The sequence below is a fragment of the Okeania sp. SIO2F5 genome, from assembly GCF_010692685.1.
Taxonomy (GTDB): Bacteria; Cyanobacteriota; Cyanobacteriia; order Cyanobacteriales; family Microcoleaceae; genus Okeania; species Okeania hirsuta.
The window spans coordinates 102,598-124,004 of the sequence record NZ_JAAHGU010000003.1; the positions used below are offsets into that span (position 1 = coordinate 102,598).

Below are 21,407 nucleotides of genomic sequence, written 5' to 3' on the forward strand. Positions count from 1 at the left end.
CAGGAAATTATCTATGTCTCTGACAGTTGCAGACTTGGAAAAAGTCCAAAAAAAACTAACAGAAACTCATCAATAAACCCGGTTTATATATAAAAACTACCCTCAGTATTTCTTTATTTATGCCAGCTAGAGATGCTTACCATAACAACTTAATTAATGCTTTAGTCAAAGATAATTGGAGCATAACTGATGACCCTTACGTTATCAAGTGGGGTCCCATTTCAGTTATCAGTTATCAGTTATCAGTATCTCTGGCACTCAGCATCGGGATTGAAAGACTAAAGCTGATTTTTTTCATTCCCTTGAAAGGAGAAACTTTAGACCTTGTTTTTTAGGAAAAATAGCAGTAGAATTGAAAAGTTTTGCAAGTCCTTCCCCAATGAACGATCTAGAAAATGCGGTTGGTCAGTATATCGTTTACCATGATGTACTCAAAAAAACAAACCCAGAAAGAATCCTCTACTTAGCAGTAGATGAAGAAGCTTATGAGGGTATATTTAGCGAACCCATCGGCAAACTAATGCTAGAAAACCAACGCTTAAATTTAGTAGCTTTCCACAAATTAGAGGGGGTAATTATTGAATGGATACCATCAGTAAATATCAACAAATAATCGAGAAAATAATCGGCGAATACGCTAAATTGCGCTATTCTGATAGCGAAGTAGAAAGAAAAACGGTTTTTGACCGAGAACAAAACCATTATTTATTAATGATTGTGGGAGTAGAAGGTCATAAAATGGTTCATGGTTGCATACTTCATCTGGAAATTATAGATGATAAAATTTGGATTCATCGCGACGGAATTGAAGATGGTATAGCAGGAGAATTGTTAGCAGAAGGGGTTCCTAAAGACAAAATTGTTTTAGGATTTTATACTCCCGAAAAACGTAAGATAACCGATTTTGCAGTTTGTTAATTTGAAGAGCGTTTTCGCTGGTGCAAATTCCGGTAGTAGACTGATACAACTAATGGGTGTACATTAGGGGTGGTTTATATAAACCTTAGAGTAAGCATTAAAATTCTAGCTAAAACCCGCCCCCTACTATTACACCGTTTTAGATGTGTCAGTCCATTACAATTTTTGCTGATAACTGATACCTGAAATTATGATTTCCCAAGAAAAAAAAGAACCTAAAATTAATCACATCCTTACCCTAACTATTCTATGGTTATTGGGAGCGGTGAGCGATCGCCTCTGGTTTGCTTTTGACAAATCTGTACCTGCTTGGGATCAAGCTGACTATCTCACGGGTTCCCTGACTTACTGGCGTGCTTTTCAAAATGTGCATCTGTTTTCTGGAGAATGGTGGCAGCATTTTTGGGCGCTTTCGCCGAAAGTTCCGCCGTTGACTTATATTCTTACTGTTCCATTTCAAGTGATTTTTGGTAGGGGTGCTGACCAAGCAACATTAGTAAATCTATTTTTTAGTGTTATTTTACTAGCTTCAGTTTATAGTTTGGGTAAAAAATTATTTAATCAAAAAGTTGGTTTTTGGGCAGCAGTTTTATGTATATTATTTCCAGGATTATATAGATATCGTTTACAGTATTTACTCGACTATCCTCTCACGGCAATGGTGACTTTAAGTTTCTGTTGTTTAACGTTTTGGTATTGGGATAGGGAACAGGGAATAGGGAATAGGGAATGGGGAATAGGCAACAGGCAACAGGCAACAGGCAACAGTGAAAATAAAACGGGAAAAATTGACCAAGAAAATTTTAATTTTAATTCTGAAAAAACGTCTATTTTTGATAAATTACTGTCAAAAATATCTGCTATAGGGAACAGGGAACAGGCAACAGGCAACAGGGAAAATAAAACGGGAAAAATTGACCAAGAAAAATTTAATTTTAATTCTGAAAAAACGTCTATTTTTGATAAATTACTGTCAAAAATATCTGCCATAGCAAATACAGCGTATTTCATATTAGTGAGGTACACCAGTCGCGGGCAAGATGCCCGCACTACAACTCTAAAAAAATGGCTTTGGGCGACTGCTTTTGGTTTGGCTTTTGGTGCTGCAATTTTAGTCAAACAAACTACGATATTTTTTCTCTTCATTCCGTTACTTTCGATAGGGGTAAATATTCTCAGAAAACGGCAGTGGCAAAAGTTAATTCAACTAATTTTTTCTCTGTGTTTATCTGTGGCAGTTTTTTACCCTTGGGCGAGAACAAATTGGCTATTAATGTTAACTGCTGGTAAGCGGGCAACTGTAGATTCTGCTATAGCTGAAGGTGACCCAAATTTATTGAGTTTGGATGCTTGGCTTTATTATTGGAAACTGCTGCCTTATCATATTTCTTTGCCTCTGTTAATTATTCCCATTGGCGGATTATTTTTTTACTTTATTCGGTCGTTCAAAAAACAGGATAAATTCTCATCAAATTACCTTCACTCTTGCCGATGGTTAGCTATATTTTTAATTGGCGGATATCTAATTTGCTCCCTCAATATCAATAAAGATTTCCGCTACACTTTGCCATTATTGCCAGTTTTATCAATTTTATTAGCCTTTGGTTTAATGCAGTTTCCGAGAAAAGTAGGAAAACAAATTCGGTGGTTTACTATTGGTTTAGCTATTATTTTAATGGTGTTAAATCTCTGGCCTGTAGGTGGAATTTTCTTCAGAAAAATTTCTGCCTGGTTGAGTCCTGGCGGTGTTTATTATGCACATTTAGGTAAAGAATGGCCTCATCAAAAAGTAATTGCTGAAATTATCAAAACTGACCCCTATTTACGGTCAACTTTAGGAGTTTTACCTTCCACTCCAGAAATTAATCAACATAACTTAAATTATTACGGTGCTTTGCAAAATTTACAGGTTTACGGTAGGCAAGTAGGAACTAATTTAAAACAAGTACCTCAAGATGTGCGATCGCTCTCTTGGTTTGTCACGAAAACTAATGACCAAGGTTCGGTAAAAAGAATTAAAAAAGCTCAAGCTGCTATTGTTAATATCATCGAAAAAAACCCTAATTTTCAACTACAAAAAAGTTGGTTGTTGCCAGATAATAGCAACTTAAATCTTTATCATAATCAGTTTTTGCCTGTAGAAGTTCATCCTCTAACTAAACCACAGGAAAAAATCAAACTAGACTATGTAATTTTATCGCCAAAAATTCGACCTGGAGTGCCAATACCTATTACCTATAAATGGTCTGGTTCTTGGCAAGAATTACAGTCCGGTTTAGTGTTGTTAACTTATCGCCACGAAAACATCGATCGAGCATTACTTCAACCATTAGTTTCTGACAATAATGTGTCTCGTTTCATTCACGATCGCGCTATTGGAATGGGGAGTTTATACCCTGGTGTTTCTCCAGCAAATAAGTCTGAGGTCGGGTTTGAAATTATTGAAAGGATAGGAATGTTACCCCCTGCCAATATTTCATCGGGAAATTACATATTAGAAGCGACTTACCTTAACCGAAAAACTGGGGAAACTTATCCTATTCCTATACAACCTCCCGTGCGTGTAGAAGTGGACTCCCAGGCCGAAATATTACCAGCACCAGAATTAGATTTAGTGACACAGTTACGGATGTGGGGACAAAAGTTGCCTCTGGGAATAAAAGGTTTAGAAACTGTATTTGAGGAAGTGGGGCGAGTTAACCAATACGATCCAGTCCAAGACTATACCAAACAAGCAGAAAAAACTTTAGCATATCGTTTGCAGCAAGACCCCAATAATTTAGAGTTGCTTTATGGGTTGAGTTTGGCCAGAGTTTTACAACAGGATGCGGATGGAGCGATCGCTGCTTTGACTAGAGTAACTGAGTTAGATTCTCAAAACCCCTTTGCCTATGCTTATTTAGCTTTTGTTTATCTATATAACTTAAATCCCGGGCCCGCAGAAATAGCTTTGAAGTCTGCTTTGGAGCTTGACCCCACTCAGCCAGAAATTAGAGCTTTAAATGGAGTTACTGCTTTGATGCAAGGGAATGTAATCAAGGCGTGGCGTTATCTGAAATAGGGAGTGGGGGAGTGGGGGAGTAGGGGAGTGTGGGAGATTGAGAAATATTTGGCAATGGCGCTGAGATAGAACATTTTTTTATACCGAATTAAACGGACTTGATGTTATCTCAAATATCCAGGTAGAGAGTTGGGAAAAGTGGGAAAAACGTTTCTCTATCTAAGCTTTAGCGTCAGTACTAAGTACTGAGTACCTCATTTTTTGCCATAAGTCAAGACTCAAGAAGTGTGGATTTCTATATTTTTTTACCCACAATACCGTAATTTATCCCAGCTTGACACTTACCGCAATAAATTGTTACATTTGTTTACATAAAGGTAAATAAATGTAAAGAAAAAAAGGAAAAAAATTATGGTTATTTTAATCTCACTATTCGTTATCGGTTGGGTAGCTGCAGCAGTAATTGGAAGCCAAGCTTATTTATTGGGCGAACAAACTAAGCCTATACACGAGCGCAACTGGAGTTCTAAGTCTTTTGAAAATTTATCTGAATCTTTAACAGGCAATAGATTGGACTACAATCAGCGAATTCCGGCCTATAGTATGGACGCCTATGCTAGCCAGCGCCTTGCTGATGGTTCAAATGCTTAGGTAAAGATTAATGATTTGATTTTTCGCTAACTCCTCTCTTTGAAACTTAACTGAACTATTTTCATCCCAAGTAGATATTGGGGTGATTTTTTTTGATTCAGAGGCTGTTTATAAGCAAAAGGTTAGTCCTGCATAGTTAGGACTTACGCATGAACGCTATTGGTAGTGGACTGACACATCTAAAATGGTGCGGTGCGTTACGACGGATTGTTAAATGTCTTTCACAGCCTAGATTTTAGCCGTCTAACGCACCCTACAAATTTTGCTTCTTCCCTCTTCCCTCTTCCCTCTTCCTTCTTCCTTCTTCCTTCTTCCTTCTTCCTTCTTCCTTCTTCCTTCTTCAAAAAGAACACATCGCCATGAAAGTACATTCCCAAACTAATCTAGGTTGGACATAGGATAGTAAATATTTTCTAGCTGCCTCCAGATGTTTGAGACATTCCACTTTGTCAAGCTGCTGCTGTTGCTTGGCCCAATAACTATGCTGTAGATAATCTATCAACCATAACTGCGCCTCCATATCCAAATTTTTACTAATATCTCGCCCTACTTCTAGTGCTTGACGAATAGTCTTAATACCCTGAGTGACTGTTTCCAAAATATCCGCAGGAATTTCTTGTAGTTGTTGCCAAGCAGCGATCGCTTCTCCTGGACTACCTTGAGCCATCATCATCACTTCTTTATGCCTCAAAATTTCTTCATGGCCAGCTTTTTCCAATACGAGCTTCATATTCTCGTTGGCCAAGCGATAAAAAGGAATGCGCTGACATCGGGACACCAAGGTGGGCAATAATGAATCAACTCCCGGAGCAATTAAGATTAAAGTTGCCCGTTTGCCAGGTTCTTCCAAAGTTTTCAACAAACCATTTGCAGCACTTTCTCTCATTGTTTCAGCTTGTTGCAAGACTACTACTGACCTTGCAGTTTCTAGGGGGGGACGACCGAGAAATTCACTAATTTCCCGTACCTGTTCGAGACGAATTTGAGGTGGTGACTTGCGTTTGACTCCTGCTTCTGTTGCTTCTTTTGCTGAGAGCAGTTTTCCTTGGTGTAGATAGGTGGGTTCTACCCATAATAGGTCTGGATGGTTTCTTTTGTGAATGCGATTTTTTAGGGATGGGTTAGCAGGGGAGTGGTTATTGGAGAATAGGAGTTCAATAAAACATTGGGCAGTTAAACCTCGTCCTATTCCTGGAGTGCCTACAAATAAATAGGCAGGGGCAATACGTTGGCGAGCAACTGCTTGAGTTAATAATTCTATGGCTTGGTTTTGTCCGATAATTGAGGTAAATGAAGTCACAATGAAGAAGGAGTCAGGAGTCAGAACTCAGGAGTCAGGAGGGAACAAGGAGGAAGAGGAGAAGAAAGTTTTTCCTGAATGCTATGAAAAGGATCCAGGAGTCGTAGGGGCAATTTCCTACGGAATACTTTTCTACGGAATACTTCGTAAACGTAAACGCGTTTGCGGAGCATGACTTTAGGAAATTGTCCGTACAGGAGTCAGAATGAATATGTTGAATACCATTTTTAAAATTAAATCTAAAAAGATGATTTAACTCTGTTTGCTGTTTCTTCTGATTCTCCAGAAAGTGGGAAAACTAACACACTCTTAATATTGGAATTATTAACTAATTCGTCAAGGCGGTGTAATTGTTTATCGGTAATACCAATACCGTCATATTGTTTGGCATAATTCAATTCTTCCTGAAAGTTATCTTCATTATAAGCTTGAATAAAGACTCGATCTACTAACCATTTTTCCCAGTCTGCAGCAAAATATTTTTTCGCCCAATAAGGGTTATGATGACTAAGATCAAAACTAACTGAATTGTTGGCTTTTTTCATTTCTGTTACCATCTGTTTGGTAAAACTTGTTAATTTCGCTGTCCGGTCTACTTTTCCTGGCAATTCTGCATGATATCCGAGATAATCATCCCATTGAACGGCATCGATTTTTGGATATTTTTTGACAAATTCAACTAAAATATTAGTAAAAAAGTTAGCTACTTCTTCTACTTCTACATCTAAGACATAATGCTCAATTCCATCGTAGGTTTTATCTACTCCAGGAACTATCCATTTTTTAGCAATTGCTAAGTCAAAAATCGGACTATTTTTATCAATTTTAATGCCTTTCTCAAAGTAAGCATGAACTTCTATTCCTTGTTTATGTGCTTCATCAATTAACCAAACTAACCATTGTTCGTTAAATTTATTAGGACAACTATTTGCTCCTAGTATTTGTTGCATTACTTTACTTTTGTACATTGTACAACCATTTCCCCAAACTCCGTGAATTATGGCATTAAATCCTTGTTTTTTATAATAACGAACCCTTTCACTAATTGTTTTTTCATCCGCATTATTAGTTATATAATAACGACTTAAGTAAATTCCTCTAATTTCTTTTTTCTCCCAAGGAGTTAAAACTTTATCGTTGAGGGAATTATTATTAGGTTTAACTGGATTAACAATCTTTTTTTCGGCAGGAGTAGGTGATGGTGATTCTATTTTAGGTAAATTTGGTGAATTTTTGACGATTTCTGATGAAGATGATTGAGATGATTCGGTTGGAGTTGAGTCAGTTTCTTTTGATTTTAAAAAAGTTTTTTTTTCAAGGGAATTATTATTAGGCTTAACTGGATTAACAATCTTTTCTTCGGTAGTAATAGGTGATGGTGATTCTCTTTTAAGTAAATCTGGTGTATTTTTGACGGTTTCTGATGAAGATGATTGAGATGATTCGGTTGGAGTTGAGTCAGTTTCTTTTGATTTTAAAAAAGTTTCTTTTTCGGTTGATCTCTCTTCTGATTTTACAGTGGGAATAGGTAGATTTGGAAATTTATCTTGGAGCCAAGAAACCACTGAATTATTAGATACGAATTTAGACAAATCGATCTGATTTCTCTGAATAAACCACCAGTAACTTCCACCTAAAATCATCAAAAAAATTAGAATTTCTACCAAACAACCTGAATCAAAAAGACGAGAAGAATTATCCTTTTTTTTAGACATAGGTTCAATAATTGATAATTGATAATGGATAATTGATAATTACCTCTTCCTTTTACGGAGAGGATTGAATAAAAGGAAAATTTTTTCTCTCTTGGTCGATTGGATATGGCGAGGAGACCTTGCCATCCCTTGACCGCTTGTTTTTCCTTGAAAAGAGAGGCTTTAAACCTTAATTATTCTATAAAATTTTAATCAATTTAGATTAGATTTTTTGATTTAGTTAATCTCAATCTAATTTAATCTCCCAGAATAATTACGTTATTACTAAATACATACAACTTCTGATGGAAAAATTTCGGAAATTTATATTTAACTTAATATGTAAGCATTCAGCTATAGCATTCAGTGTTCAGCTTTTCCTGTAAAATGCACTCAAGTTCAGCTTTTTAATTAAGGAATTTCTCTTTGAACTTCTACTACATTTTTAACTCATAAATTGAAGCACTATAACTAGAAGTATGAGTTATTAATATAAGCAATTTTGTAGTAGGAAATATATTAGATATGACTTAAAGCTGATAGCTGATAGCTGACTGCTGTTTGCGCAGCATTCCGTAGGAAATGCTTACCTTAATATAGAACGATAAAGGGGCTGATTTTTTACTATTTCTATCCAATTTTGAATTGCTGGAAATTGGTTTAAATCAAATCCTCCTTCATGAGCAACATGAGTATAAGCAAATAAACAAATATCTGCAATACTGTACTGCTCCCCTACAAAAAATTGATAATTTTCTAAATGTTTTTCCATGACATTTAAAGCCGCATAACCTCCTGCTTGTTTTTGCTGAATTTCTGCTTGATATTCTTCTGCTTTTCCTAAAATACTTATCCAATAACGAGAGGTGGCAATATAAGGTTCATGGCTATATTGTTCAAAAAATAACCACTGCATAACTTGAGCTTTTTCCCATTTATCGGTTGGTAAAAATTTTGTTCCTTCACTGAGATAAAAAAGAACTGCATTAGATTCAGATAAATATTTTCCTGGTTCTATTTCTAAGACAGGTATTTTACCATTAGGATTTTTTTGTAAAAATTCTGGGGTACGACTTTCTCCTTTTGTAATATCAATTTCAATTCTTTCAAAAGGGATTTCTAACTGAGTTAACAGTAGACGGATTTTATAGCAGTTACCAGAGGTAGAAAATTCGTATAATTTCAACATATAGCAATTCCAATGATTGTGAAGTAAAAAATTCCTTTTTTTTAGGGAGTAGGGATTAAGGAAGTCAGAAGTCAGAAGTCAGAAGTCAGAAGTTATTTTTGTAATGGGGATTTTGAGCAACTTTCCAAAAATATTTAGCCTTAAAAGGCGGGGTTGCGCGACCTATATTATTTTGATAAAAAATAAGAAAAACAACCATGCCTCAGTAACTTGAGAAACGCTATTTTAAGATCAATACTTAAAAAAATCTCTTTCCCTTTATGAGTTTAATACCTCACCGTCTACACGGTGTTGACAATTGGTTGGGGTTTGAGTCCTCATCCATTTTTTCTTCCTTCTTCCTTCTTCCTTCTTCCTTCTTCAAGTCCATTCTATTAATTTTTTCCTCATAACTTCTTGAATTTGTTCTTGAACTTTATCTATGGTTAGATTAGCATCTATTCGTACTATCGAAGGATTACTTTTAGCTAATTCTTGATAGCCTTTTTGTACCCTTTTATGAAATTGAATATCTGCTTGTTCCATCCTATCAATTTTCCCTCTATTTTTAGCTCTAGTTAAACCAATTTTAACATCAATATCTAACCAAAAAGTTAAGTCGCTTTTTAAGCCACCTGTAGCAATATGATTGAGTTTTTGAATTAAATCTAAATCTAAACCACGACCATATCCTTGATAAGCAATAGTCGAATCAGTAAAGCGATCGCACAATACTATAGCCCCTTTTTCTAAATAGGGTTTAATCAAGTTTTCAATATGTTGAGACCTATCTGCTGCATATAGTAACAATTCTGCTCTTTCTTGAATTTGTTCTCCAGATATATCTGTATTTAATAGTAATACTCGTAAAGCTTGACCTAATTTTGTTCCTCCTGGTTCTCGCGTGACAATTACTTCTAAATCTATAAATTTTGATAAAAGTTTGTTTGATTGTTTTTTATATAATAGCCAATTTTGTAACAGTTGAATTTGAGTGGTTTTACCCCCTCCTTCAACACCTTCAAAGACAATGAATTTACCTATCATTTTGCATTTATTTATCTATTTTTAACTGCTTTTTTAGAAGTTGCTAATAATTACTAATTTCTTGATAGCAATAATTTTATTTTAGCTGTGTTCCTAGACTTTTAGGGAATAAGAAATGGCAGACATCGAAGTAATAAAATTCTTTAAGCATTCAGCTATTAGCTGTCAGCTCTCAGCTCTTATAAGGGGGTTTAAATGAATATAGACTGTTTCAGCCAGCTTTTATAGTAATATCATGTCCGGATAATTAGTGATCAAAAAACTTTCTCCTTCTCCTCTTCTTTCTTCTTCTTTATTTCCTCCTAACTCCTCACTCCTGACTCCTGACTCCTCCGTAGTTTATTTATAACTGTTCAACCGGACATGATATAAGTATAAATTCTGGCTCAATTAGTAAAGCTTTTATCTCAAACTAAAAGCAATAGCTGATGGCTGAATGCTTACAAAATTCTTACTAATTATTTAGGATTCCTATTAATTAAATTATTCTATAATGTATTGTTGAATACTTATAAATAAATGAAAACTAGAACAGGAAAAATAGAGATATTTGCCGTTGAAGCGAGAGGATCTGTTTTTTTTACAGACAAAATATTATATTATTACCTATAGGGAGTATATAGAATATTAATTTATATTTTATCTTTTTCTTTTGGCTTTATAGCACTACGCAAATAGGGCGCGGACATTGATAAATTCTCAAACTCAGTCAGGGATTACTTCTGAGTTCCGACTTCTGACTTCTGACTTCTGATTTGCGCGTAGCGCTATAATACCTCGAACTTCATAAGCGGTGTTTACAAGCTTGTTGGGGTTTGAGTCCTCATCCACTTTTTCCTTCTTCCTTCTTCCTTCTTCCTTCTTCCTTCTTCAATTCAAATAATTTTTCTATTATTGGAGTTTTTTATGGCTCGCTATACTGGTTTATTTACTGTAGCTGTCGATGTAGAAAATATACAGTTAATTTTGACAGATATTCTGAGTTATTGTGGTTTTGAAGTTGTCTATATTCGAGGCAATTATTTAATGGCTAGTGAAGTTCATGGTCAAGTAATTTTCTCTCAACTTATTACTATAGAAATCAATGTTGCCATAGCAACTAATACTGAAAAAACACGCATAAATATAGTTGTTAGAAATGAAGAAATTCCTTTAAAATCAGATAATCATTGCCGTCAAAAATTTGATTTGTTAAGTAAGTCGATAATAGAAAATCCTAATTGGGAATTTATAGACAGCATTTAATGGAGGAGTCAGGAGTCAGGAGTCAGGAGTCAGGAGGGAAGAAAGAAGAAGAAACAGGAAGAAAAGGAGAAAATTTTTTATCACTAATTATCCGGACACGATCGGGACTTACGCAAATTCACCTTGAAAACGTCATATGTAGGGGCGAATGGCATTCGCCCTCACTCGATTTAGTGTCCGTGCGTAAGTCCTGATGATATAACCAGTGGGAGCATCTTGCTCCCGTTCTAAGTGTTCCTTATCTCCACTTACCATTAATGCAACACTACCAAAAAATGTTTGATCTGAGTGCCAGAGCGCAAACCTTCCTAAATTCTCTTCACTTCTGGGTAGTCCTACATGGTCATTTCAGTTATCAGTTATCAGTTATCAGTACCTCCGACTAAAGTCAGAGGCTTGAAATACTGAATTGAATATTTTTTTCATCCCCTTAAAAGGGGAGACTTTGGACCTCATTTTTTGGTAATGGTGAGGATATATATTTTTTAATTTCTCCCACACTCTTCATCCCCCCATCTCCCCAAATTCCCCTCCTGGGAGGGGTTAGGGGTGGGTCCCCATCTGACTCCTAATTAACTATTGTTCAACGAAATGTGCTACGCAGTAATAAAGAGTTTGTCACAACACTCACGGAACTAAATGCCATAAAAGCACCCGCTGCAGCAGGGTTGAGAATAATACCAAAACTCGGCAACAACACCCCCGCAGCTACAGGAATACCCACAATATTATAGGCAAAAGCCCAAAATAAATTTTGACGAATTTTGTTGAAAGTAGTACGACTGAGTTTAATTGACTGCACCACATCCATCAATTTATCCTGCATCAATACAATATCAGCAGCTTCCACTGCCACATCTGTACCAGCTTGCATCCCAATACCCACATTTGCTTGAGCTAGAGCAGGAGCATCATTAATACCATCTCCTACCATTGCCACTTTTCCCGCATTTGACTGCAAAGAAGCGATCGCTTCTGCTTTTCCAGATGGTGCCACTTCTGCCAAAATATCTTTTGAATTTATATTTAACTGTTGGCCAATAGTTTCGGCAACAGAAGAGCGATCGCCTGTTAATAACATCACTCTTAAACCCATACTTTGTAAACGTTGCACTGTTGCTTTAGCGTCATCCCGAAGCACATCGCTAACTCCGATAACTCCAGCTAATATTCCATCCACAGCAATATAAACTGCGGTTTTGCCATTTAAAGAGGGGATATTTTCAGCATTGACAATAATTTCATGGCTTTTCAACCATTCCAAATTTCCCACTAAAGCAGGTTTACCATCTACAACAGCAGAGATTCCTAAACCAGCTTCGGTGTGAAAGTCTGTTGCTGTGAGTAATGAGACACCCTCTTGTTGAGCTTTTTGTAAAATTGCTTTTGCCAAGGGATGACTCGCACCACTTTCCACAGTCGCTGCAACTTGTAATAACCATTGCGGGTTATCTCCGATAATATCGGTAACGGTGGGATGACCTGTGGTTAATGTTCCAGTTTTGTCAAAGACAATAGTATCTAACTCATGTACTTTTTCCAGCACATCCCCACCTTTAATTAATAAACCTCTTTCTGCACCGACACCCGAACCTACTAATATTGCGGTGGGTGTGGCTAAACCTAATGCACAAGGACAAGCAATAACTAAGACGGCGATAGTTAATTTTAAACTTAATAATAGTGGGGAAGTAGAAGTGGAATGTGCCATCATCATCCCTTCATGGTCGGTCATCTGCAACACATTCGGCCAGATATTAGTACCTGCTAAATACCAAAAGAGGAAGGTTGCGGAAGCGATGGTCATTACGCCGTAGGTAAAATAACCTGCCACGGTATCTGCCAAATTTTGAATGGGTGCTTTGCGGGTTTGAGCGGTTTCGACTAATTTAACTATTTGAGCTAATGTAGTTTCCGAACCTGTGTGAGTTGCCTGAATAACTATAGCGCCTGAGTTATTAATAGTTCCGGCAGTAACTTTAGCACCACATTCTTTTGTTACAGGTATAGACTCCCCAGTCAGCATCGACTCATCTATTGTTGTTCTGCCATTACATATTTCTCCATCCACAGGAATTTTTTCCCCAGGCAATACTTGGAGATATTCTCCGACTTTGACTCGTGAAGCTGGAATTTCTACAGACTCAAAATTATTCTCCCCGTTTGGTGGTGGGACTAAATGTGCGGTGGCAGGTTGGAGTGCTATTAATGACTGGAGAGTAGATGCTGCTCGATATCTTGCTTGTTGTTCGAGGGTTTTGCCAAGAAGGATGAAACCAAGGATCATTACTGGTTCGTCAAAAAAGCATTCCCAACCTAATTCGGGAAATAGTAGAGCAACAACACTGGCAATGTAAGCGGTCATGGCGCCGAGACCAACTAAGGTGTTCATGTTGGGAGCGTTTCGCCAAAGACTTTGAATACCGTCGATGATAATTTCACGTCCTGGTAGTAATAAAGCTAAGGTTGCTAATGCTGCATGAAACCAAATATTGCCCAAAATGGGAATTTCTAGACCAATGAAGTGACCCAGATGTCCCATACCTGAGAGAATAATGAGGAAAGCAGCGATCGCTATCCGTCTAATTTGTTGTTTAATTTCTTGGTTATGGCGCTCGGTTTGTTTTTTGGTTGCGTCTATTTCGGAGGTATCGAGACGTGGTTGAGTAGGGAAACCGTTATTTGTAAGTTTTTCAGCGAGAGTGTTTGGATCGATCGCCCCTGTTTCGCATTGGACCGTTGCTACTTCGGTTGCGAGGTTGACTAGAGCGGAGATAACACCTGTTTGTTGGGTGAGTTGGCGTTCCACTGCTTTGACACATCCGGCGCATTTCATCCCACTAACATCAAGGGTGATGGTTTCTACTGGGGAGCGATCGATATTTGTTGTTTCTGGTTTGGAGGCAACTTGCATAAAATTTTCTCTACTAATTAATTAAACTATTGAATAAGGAGTCAGGAGGGAAGAAAGAAGAATAGAAAGTTTTGAGCGGATAAAATCTTACTTTTTACTTTTGCCTTTTGACTTTTAAAACTTTAAAATTTTGAGCGGATAAAATCTTACTTTTGCCTTTTTGCTTTTGCCTTTTTACTTTTAAAGTTTTGAGCGGATAAAATCTTACGTTTGACTTTTGACTTTTGACTTTTTAATTTTAATTTTTAACTTCCAAATATTTGTTCTGCGGTCAAATTGAGTTCTGGAAAAGTCGGGGAACCAAGTACATCTTGACCTCTAAATAAATTAATCGCATATTCACTTTCCACTAAATTACAAACCGAAATAGTTGGTTGTTTGGGGTCTCCAATATATCGGCGACCTCCTAAACCTAAATAGTCAACTATCCAATATTCGTTTATCCCTAATCTTTCATATTCTGCAAGTTTTATTAAATAATCATCTTGCCAATTGGTACTTACTACTTCTATGGCTAATTTAACACTTTTACCTTGAGTAATAGTCGATCGTTTTTTCCACATTGGTTCGTTTTCCATAGCATTATCATCTAATACCATTACATCAGGAATATAAGCAGATTTATCCGAATCTATGGCTTTAATTAGTCCCTGTCGAGGGATAAAAAAAGGTAAATTCAGGCGTTTAATTTCCACACCTAATTCCAAAGCTAGAAAACCAGCGACTTTTTCATGAGTTCCAGTAGGTTGCACTTCAACAATCTCTCCATTATGTAGTTCAAATCGACCATAACCATCAGGATACCAGTCCCAAAACTCCTCTAAATTCATTAACTTAATATCCGGTTTTTCTGTTGAAATAAGCATCTTAAATACTCCTAATAATTTCGGTTTTGAAGAAGGCAGAAGGCAGAAGGCAGGAGGCAGAAGGGAAAATCGTATGGGGATAACCCCAAACAATTTTAAGCACTCCCGTTGAGGGTGGGGTATTAAACCCATAAGGGAAAAGATACATCTATTTAGTTCTCAGGAAAAATTCACAGAGAAAAAGCAGTAAGAAAGTTAGATGATTTCTGTGGCTTTAACTTGCTTTTTAAAGTTATTTCCCAACAACTCTAATATAGGAAAAAAAATAGCGATCGCTCAGTAGTTAACTTAATTTTTTAACATTTGCTTCAGGCAACTTTTATTTATTAGACATCTCCTCCAAAAGAGGGAAGAGGGAAATAGGGAATAGGGAATAAGGGGGAAATAATTGATTATTTCTGCGCCATGATTGATTCTATTTTTTATTTTTAGAGATGTCTATTAGACATAGGTGTGAAAAAGAGACTTTTTGCTCATATTAGGGAACAGGAAATAGGGAACAGGGAGTAGATTTTCACAAAGATACGAAAAATTATTTTTTCAGTGACTGTTACAATTCTAGCTTATGTTAAATAAAGAGCAAGTTTATTTTTTGGAGATATCTATTAATTTCAACCCAATAAGATTTTATCTACTATCTAGCACTTTCTTATTTTACTTTTTTTAATATCGAAATAAAAATAGCGATCGCTCAATCGGCATCTCCATAAAAGAGGGAAATAGTTAACTTAATTTTTTAATATTTGCTTCCGGCAACTTTTATTAATTAAACCCCAATAAGATTTTACCTAAAATCTAAAAGCTACCACCTAAAAACTATCACCTAAAACCTAAAACCTGCTTCATTTTTGCTGATAAGCTAAATAAACAGCTTCTAAAAATTCTGTAGCAGAAACTTTTTGTGGAGTTTGTGTCAATCCAATAATTTCTTTTGCTTGAGATGCTAATTTTTTACTCAACTCTATTTTTGCTTGTTTAGTCATTAATTTAGAACGTTGTAAATATTCTCTAATTACAGCAAAATATTCAGGCAATAATTGAGAAATATCTGCTTCTTCTAGTAAATAATTTGCTAATTTTTTTGCTGTTTCGGAAGTCGAAATTATATCGGCAACTTCCTTAACTTCTTGAATAACAATTGTACCTGCCACCCAGTCTCCTAAACGTTTTTCTTTTTTGCTAAATAAAATTAATAACATTCCAATAAATAAAGTATCATCTACCGGACGGAATAAGGCTCTCAGAGTTGTTTGTTGTAATCTAACTGGTCTACCATCATCACGAATAACCCTAATTTTTACATAACGTTTTCCCGGTGTTTGCCCTTGCCAGATAGTTTCAAAAATTACAAAATATCCGACATAAATAACAAATAAAATTAATAACTGAATTGAAATTATCCACAACGACGCCTGCTCATCATCACCTCCAAAATTTTGCCATATATCTAAAAATTGAATATAAAAAAAGATGCCAAAGATTAGGGCAAAAAGTAAAATTATACTCCAGATAATGTAATCAATTAACAAAGCATAAGCACGGTTGCCTACTCCAGCTAAATTAAAATCTAATTCCACACTTTCTGGAGTTTGTAGAGAGATTTGATTAAAAAATTTCATTGTTAATTATTGATGAGATTTTATGCTTACTTCTTTGCTGCTAAGAAAATTAAATGTTTTGTTTTCTTAACTGTAAATCCATACCTTCTCTACGAGTTCGGAGGTCATAGTAGACGACAGCTTTGATTGTTTGCCAGAATGGTAACCAGAATACATTACCTAATAAACTAATAATATGTCCCATGAGAAATAATAGTAATTGAAAATTTAGCTCAATTGATTCAGTAGGAATAGTTACTGTGAGAATACTTTGGATAAATCCAGCAAAAAATTGTATGATTATCCCAACAGGAATAGTTATCAAACCCGCTACTATTAATATCATAAAAATCCGTCCAACATACCCTTTTGTTAATTCCCAACTACGTCCTAAAGTTTTAGCTGCAGTAATATCTTCTTCAACTGCCAAAGGAAGCTCAAGAATAAAAAAACGAATCAATAATCGAATTATCAAGTAATAAAAACTTACCGTTAACACGATCATTAGTAACCCAAATACTATTACCGTAGCTGGATTATTTAGCAAAACATTTTCCTGAATATTTAGATTTATATTTGCTATAGTAGCGATAATTCCGATAATCGCTACAACAATAACACCAACAATTACAAATCCTAAATAAACACCTATCACAATTCCAATTGCAGTTAAAAATAATAGAAAAAATCCTAAGAAGAAGCTCCACATTTTTGATGCCAATATCCGCCTAGTTTCAAGTACAGTTTCTGGTTTATTGGCTAATATTCGGAATACTAACCTACTAATTATGGCACTATTAACAATTGATTTTGCTGTACAAAAAATAAACAATAATAACCAAACAATAATTAATAATAAAAGACTTGAATTTGATATATTTTATTGAGCATAAGCCAAAATTAAAGGTACGGGAATTAAAGCTAAAAATGGCAATAAAAACCATAAAGTTGCTCTAATAGCTATACCAAAATAAGACTTAAAATTATCTCGATAAATTCGGATACTAGCACTAACAATATTCCCCACGCTTAAAAGTTTAGTTAGTGTTATTGGATTTTGAGACATGGTTAAATTTAGCTTGCTACAAAATTAAATATCTTGTTTTCTTCACTGTAAACCCATACCTTCTCGACGAGTTCTAAGGTCTTTTCAGTTATCAGTTATCAGTTATCAGTTAACAGTATCAACTGCTGAAGTATTGGGATTGAAATACTTAAGTTTACTTTGAGAAGTTTAATTACTGTTATTGAATTTTGAGACATGGTTAAATTTAGCTTGCTACAAAATTAAATATCTTGTTTTCTTAACTGTAAACCCATACCTTCTCGACGAGTTCTAAGGTCATAATAAACTACAGCTTTTATAGCTTGCCAGAATGGTAATAAGAAGACATTACTTAATAATCCAATACTATATCCCATGAGAAATAATAGTAATTGAAAGCTGGCATCTGTTGGGCTAACAGGAATAGTTGCTTTCAGAACATTTTCGAGTATTCCAGCAATAATTTGTACAACTATCCCAATTGGTATTGTCACTAAAGTTGCGATGAACAATACCACAAAAATTCGCCCTACATATCCTTTTGTCAATTCCCAACTACGTCCTAAAGTTTGAGTTGCTGTGATATTTTCTTCCACAGCTAAAGGCAGATCGAAAACAAAAAAACGAGTCAATAATCGAATGATAAAAATTAAGGCAATAATAAAAATAACAATTCCAATTAAAACTAAAGCTACTATAGTTCCCACATTTTGCTGACCAGCATTTGCCATTCCAGCAATAATACCAGCCAAAATCCCAATTACCATAGAAAGAATAAACCAAATTCCAATTGCAATTAAAAACAATAGAAAAGATGCTAGTAAAAAAGTCCACATTTTAGGTTTTAAAATACGCCTAGCTTCGCGAACAGTTTCTGGTTGATTAGCTAATTCTCCGAATACTAATCTAGCAATTATGGCACTATTAAAAATTGACTTTGCCGAACAATAAATCAACAATAATAACCAGACAGGAATTAATAATAAAAAACTTGAACTATTGGCTTGACTATAAATTAAAATTAAAGGTATAGGAATTAGAGCCAAAAATGGCAAAAAAGACCATAAAGTTGCTCGAATAGCTACACCAAAATAAGGCTGGAAATGGTCTCGATAAATTCTCATACCAGCACTAACAATATTCCCAACAGTCAGAAGTTCAATTGGCGTTGTTGAATTTTCAGACATAACTAAATTTATTCTAATTACTTGAAGTGAAAATTTTATATTTATCTTAAGCTAGTCAAAGGTAGCTGTTAGGAAAACTTAATGAATATTAACCGTTGGATTAAACGTAGAGAAAAAAATTGGCAGCATTTAGACTCTTTATTAAGGCAAGTAGAAAAAAAGGGATTAAAATCATTGCCAGCAGCTCAAATTAGGGAAATGGCCAGTTTGTATCGTTCTGTGTCGGCAGATTTGGCCCGTGCTAAAACTCATCAAGTGGGCAATATTCTGGAGCAAGATTTGCAGAGGTTGACTACTCGTGGTTACACTCAAATTTATCAGGGAAACCAGAAGCAGGAATGGCAAGCAGTCTGGGAGTTCTTTCATTGGGGGTTTCCAGCAGTGGTGCAAGAAACTTGGGTTTATACGGCAGTGGCGACGGTGTTTTTTTTGGTTGGTGGGTTGGTGGCCTGGTGGTATAGTTGGCAAGACCCAGTGTTTATGTCGTTGATAGTGCCAGAATCTTTGATTTCTCAGGTACGAGACCGTCAAGAGTTATGGATGGGGTCAATAGTGGGAGTTGAACCTATGGCTTCTACTAATATTATGATTAATAATTTACGGGTTTCTTTTTCTGCAGTAGCTGGTGGTATTAGTGGGGGTATTTATACAGTTTATTTGTTGGTATTTAATGGATTATTAATTGGGGCAATAGGTGCTCTAGTTGGTCAGCATAATTTGGCTGTTCCTTTTTGGGCTTTTGTATTTCCTCATGGTGCTTTGGAGTTACCTGCAATATTTTTGGCTGGTGGAGCTGGTTTATTAATAGCAAGAGCTATTTTATTTTCGGGTAAATATGGTCGAGTTGATGCTTTAAAATTTTATGGTTTTCAAGCTGCACAGTTGGTTTTTGGTGTTGTAGTGTTGTTAGTTATTGCTGGAATTATTGAGGGGTTTTTCTCACCGAGTCCGTTAGTGCCCGATATTTTTAAGTATATTGTTGGAATGGGATTATTTTTGTTTTTATGTATTTATTGTAGTCAAAAGAAGGGAACAGGGAGTAGGGAGTAAGGAGTGGGGAGTGGGGGAGTGGGGGAGAATTCAACATAAGAATAATTAATACGCTACTGGCGTGCTAATTATCAAAAATGTTATTCCACCTATATTAATTACTTAATCATTGAAGCTCCACCTAACAAAAGCATTCTTTTTTCACGCTTGGTATAAAATATCTTTATTTAATGGAAATAAATTGCTAAAAATATTCCTGAACCTTGCTGATTACTTAATAACTGAAATGTTCGATAAGTATCGCATTATTTTGAGGAATTGCTATCAGACAGAAAAAATACAGAATAACTCAATTATTCAATTATGAAGTACAAATAGCTCCTCCATTACTTCCGAGTAAACCGTGAAAAATATTTTTTTTAGAGTTTAATTAAACATAGCATTTTTTTGAGAATAGGTATTATATTCTGTCCGGATAATTAGCGATATAACTAAGTTCCGCACTCTGCAAACAAAAAACTTATCCAGAGCAAAATCCCCTATTCTCTCTACTCCCTTATTTATCAGAGATAATATTAGAAATATAGCAGTCCAAGGAAAGGTTAAGACATATCAAAAGCTTAAAACTCAGACAACGAAAATTTTTCCTTATTTCGATTCTTCTTCCTTCTTCCTTCTGCTAATAAATATGAATAGCAAGCCAAATTGTTTCTATCTTTGGATCGGTTGAAATAATTTTATGTGGGGTTTTAGCTGGTATAAAAATATGACTATCTTTGACTAATTTTGTTGTTTTTTGATTGATTTCTAATATGGCGGAACCTTCAAGCAATGTTACCCATTCATCTTCATCTTGAATAAATTCTTTACTGACGAAATTAGGGGGTGAAATTATTTTATTAATTTTGACATTTTTATGTGATAGTAAATTTTTTAATATCTCTTCCATGATTTTTGATTAAAATGGTAGGTCGTAGGTTTTAGGTAGTATAGCAGTTGCCATTACTGTTAGGAAATATCATCAAGTTTAAAACTCAGACAAAACCAGATTTTTCCTTCCGTCCAAGATAACTAAACAACTTCTTCCTTCTTACCCCTTCCCTCTTCCTCCTTCCCTCTTCCTTCTTCCTTCTTCCTTCCGCTATACAACTTTATTCAGAATAAATAAACTTTCATCCCCTCCACGTCCAATTCTTAAAGTTTCGTCTAAATAAGTAATATCTAATGTAGCAACTCTACCTTGAGGATTATTAGCTGCTACAACTTTAAAAGGATTTAGTTTGGGAGTATTAATACCCACAATTTTCTCAATTGCCAAATAACGTTTATCAAAATAAACATTGATGCGTTTATCTGCTAAACCAGATTTATCTATAGCTAGTTCAAAACTAGCAGTTACTTTTACATTTCCTGAGATTAACTTCAGAGGATGTTGTACTTCAGCTTGATTAAAAAATACTTTATTAGTAACATCAATTACTTGATAAACTTTACCTACTTGTAAACCCAATGGTAGGGAATCTAAAGAACGAATTTCTCTAGCTGTAGAGTATTGCAATTGCCAAGTTCCATCTAATAAATTAGTAGCATTTCGGAGAGGTTGAGGATGAGGATTAAGATTTTCTAAGTTTATTGTTAACTGTTCAATTTCTGCAACTAAAGTTTTATCTAACTTCAAGTTCGTTACAGGAGAACCATCATTCTTAGTTTGAATATTTTTGATTGTTGCTTGTAATTTTTCTTTCAATAGTTGATTATTCATTTGATTAAATAGTTGTAAAAT

Annotated in this window: 21 protein-coding genes; 7 read left to right on the top strand and 14 right to left on the bottom strand. The window is 35.4% G+C overall.

The features are described from left to right. Positions 1–119 precede the first annotated feature (119 nt). The 5 genes from F6K27_RS01550 (at position 120) to F6K27_RS01570 (ending at position 4,570) form a co-directional block, all read left to right on the top strand. Positions 120–335 carry an element excision factor XisH family protein gene (locus F6K27_RS01550; RefSeq protein WP_124145472.1) on the top strand — a complete coding sequence of 72 codons (216 nt, stop codon included), beginning with the start codon at positions 120–122 and terminating at the stop codon, positions 333–335. Between the two features lie 5 nt (positions 336–340). Beyond that, positions 341–613, top strand: a complete 273-nt coding sequence (locus tag F6K27_RS01555; RefSeq protein WP_287274728.1) for an element excision factor XisH family protein — start codon at positions 341–343, stop codon at positions 611–613. Continuing rightward, positions 583–918: a XisI protein gene (locus F6K27_RS01560; protein WP_202219599.1), complete on the top strand. Its 336-nt coding sequence runs from the start codon at positions 583–585 to the stop codon at positions 916–918. Before F6K27_RS01555 ends, F6K27_RS01560 begins: the two co-directional genes overlap by 31 nt. A 190-nt stretch (positions 919–1,108) precedes the next feature. After that, on the top strand, positions 1,109–3,979 hold the full coding sequence (locus F6K27_RS01565) for a phospholipid carrier-dependent glycosyltransferase (RefSeq protein WP_287274643.1): 2,871 nt from the start codon (positions 1,109–1,111) through the stop codon (positions 3,977–3,979). A gap of 351 nt (positions 3,980–4,330) precedes the next feature. Continuing rightward, on the top strand, positions 4,331–4,570 hold the full coding sequence (locus F6K27_RS01570) for a photosystem II protein, Psb35-related (RefSeq protein ID WP_287274645.1): 240 nt from the start codon (positions 4,331–4,333) through the stop codon (positions 4,568–4,570). A gap of 221 nt (positions 4,571–4,791) precedes the next feature. Here the strand turns inward: F6K27_RS01570 and F6K27_RS01575 are convergent, their stop codons facing one another. From F6K27_RS01575 to tmk, 5 genes are all read right to left on the bottom strand, one after another. Continuing rightward, positions 4,792–4,914: a hypothetical protein gene (locus tag F6K27_RS01575; protein ID WP_287274647.1), complete on the bottom strand. Its 123-nt coding sequence runs from the start codon at positions 4,912–4,914 to the stop codon at positions 4,792–4,794. Then, positions 4,911–5,870 carry a DNA polymerase III subunit delta' gene (locus F6K27_RS01580; RefSeq protein ID WP_287274649.1) on the bottom strand — a complete coding sequence of 320 codons (960 nt, stop codon included), beginning with the start codon at positions 5,868–5,870 and terminating at the stop codon, positions 4,911–4,913. The genes F6K27_RS01575 and F6K27_RS01580 overlap by 4 nt, the downstream gene beginning before the upstream one ends. 239 nt (positions 5,871–6,109) lie before the next feature. Next, on the bottom strand, positions 6,110–7,585 hold the full coding sequence (locus F6K27_RS01585) for a family 10 glycosylhydrolase (protein WP_287274651.1): 1,476 nt from the start codon (positions 7,583–7,585) through the stop codon (positions 6,110–6,112). A gap of 565 nt (positions 7,586–8,150) precedes the next feature. Then, complete coding sequence (locus F6K27_RS01590; RefSeq protein ID WP_287274653.1) at positions 8,151–8,753, bottom strand: glutathione S-transferase family protein; 603 nt, start codon at positions 8,751–8,753, stop codon at positions 8,151–8,153. 360 nt (positions 8,754–9,113) lie between these two features. Continuing rightward, complete coding sequence (tmk, locus tag F6K27_RS01595; protein ID WP_124145466.1) at positions 9,114–9,779, bottom strand: dTMP kinase; 666 nt, start codon at positions 9,777–9,779, stop codon at positions 9,114–9,116. 906 nt (positions 9,780–10,685) lie between these two features. Here tmk and F6K27_RS01600 point away from each other — a divergent pair. Next, positions 10,686–11,024 carry a hypothetical protein gene (locus tag F6K27_RS01600; protein ID WP_124145465.1) on the top strand — a complete coding sequence of 113 codons (339 nt, stop codon included), beginning with the start codon at positions 10,686–10,688 and terminating at the stop codon, positions 11,022–11,024. 132 nt (positions 11,025–11,156) lie between these two features. Here F6K27_RS01600 and F6K27_RS01605 read toward each other — a convergent pair whose 3' ends face one another. The 7 genes from F6K27_RS01605 to F6K27_RS01635 form a co-directional block, all read right to left on the bottom strand. Next, the gene (locus F6K27_RS01605; RefSeq protein ID WP_287239355.1) at positions 11,157–11,279 is read right to left on the bottom strand and encodes a hypothetical protein; all 123 of its coding nucleotides are present in this window, start codon (positions 11,277–11,279) and stop codon (positions 11,157–11,159) included. 328 nt (positions 11,280–11,607) lie between these two features. Next, positions 11,608–13,938, bottom strand: a complete 2,331-nt coding sequence (locus F6K27_RS01610) for a cation-translocating P-type ATPase (protein WP_124146134.1) — start codon at positions 13,936–13,938, stop codon at positions 11,608–11,610. Positions 13,939–14,183: 245 nt separating this feature from the next. After that, positions 14,184–14,804 carry a Uma2 family endonuclease gene (locus tag F6K27_RS01615; RefSeq protein ID WP_287274654.1) on the bottom strand — a complete coding sequence of 207 codons (621 nt, stop codon included), beginning with the start codon at positions 14,802–14,804 and terminating at the stop codon, positions 14,184–14,186. Positions 14,805–15,646: 842 nt separating this feature from the next. Further along, positions 15,647–16,423, bottom strand: a complete 777-nt coding sequence (locus F6K27_RS01620; protein WP_287274656.1) for an RDD family protein — start codon at positions 16,421–16,423, stop codon at positions 15,647–15,649. A gap of 49 nt (positions 16,424–16,472) precedes the next feature. Then, entirely contained in the window at positions 16,473–17,234 is a 762-nt protein-coding gene (locus F6K27_RS01625) for a hypothetical protein (protein WP_287274658.1), read from the bottom strand. 48 nt (positions 17,235–17,282) lie between these two features. Beyond that, positions 17,283–17,468, bottom strand: coding sequence for a hypothetical protein (locus tag F6K27_RS01630; RefSeq protein WP_287274660.1), 186 nt, complete (start codon positions 17,466–17,468; stop codon positions 17,283–17,285). Between the two features lie 221 nt (positions 17,469–17,689). Further along, positions 17,690–18,634, bottom strand: a complete 945-nt coding sequence (locus F6K27_RS01635) for a hypothetical protein (protein WP_287274662.1) — start codon at positions 18,632–18,634, stop codon at positions 17,690–17,692. Between the two features lie 81 nt (positions 18,635–18,715). Here F6K27_RS01635 and F6K27_RS01640 point away from each other — a divergent pair, with 81 nt between their 5' ends. Beyond that, positions 18,716–19,684, top strand: a complete 969-nt coding sequence (locus F6K27_RS01640) for a stage II sporulation protein M (protein ID WP_287274664.1) — start codon at positions 18,716–18,718, stop codon at positions 19,682–19,684. Positions 19,685–20,303: 619 nt separating this feature from the next. Here the strand turns inward: F6K27_RS01640 and F6K27_RS01645 are convergent. After that, complete coding sequence (locus F6K27_RS01645) at positions 20,304–20,573, bottom strand: cupin domain-containing protein (RefSeq protein WP_124146138.1); 270 nt, start codon at positions 20,571–20,573, stop codon at positions 20,304–20,306. Between the two features lie 192 nt (positions 20,574–20,765). Beyond that, a complete protein-coding gene (locus tag F6K27_RS01650) occupies positions 20,766–21,386 on the bottom strand; it encodes a PAP/fibrillin family protein (protein WP_124146139.1) in 621 nt (206 codons plus the stop codon). Between the last annotated feature and the right edge of the window lie 21 nt (positions 21,387–21,407).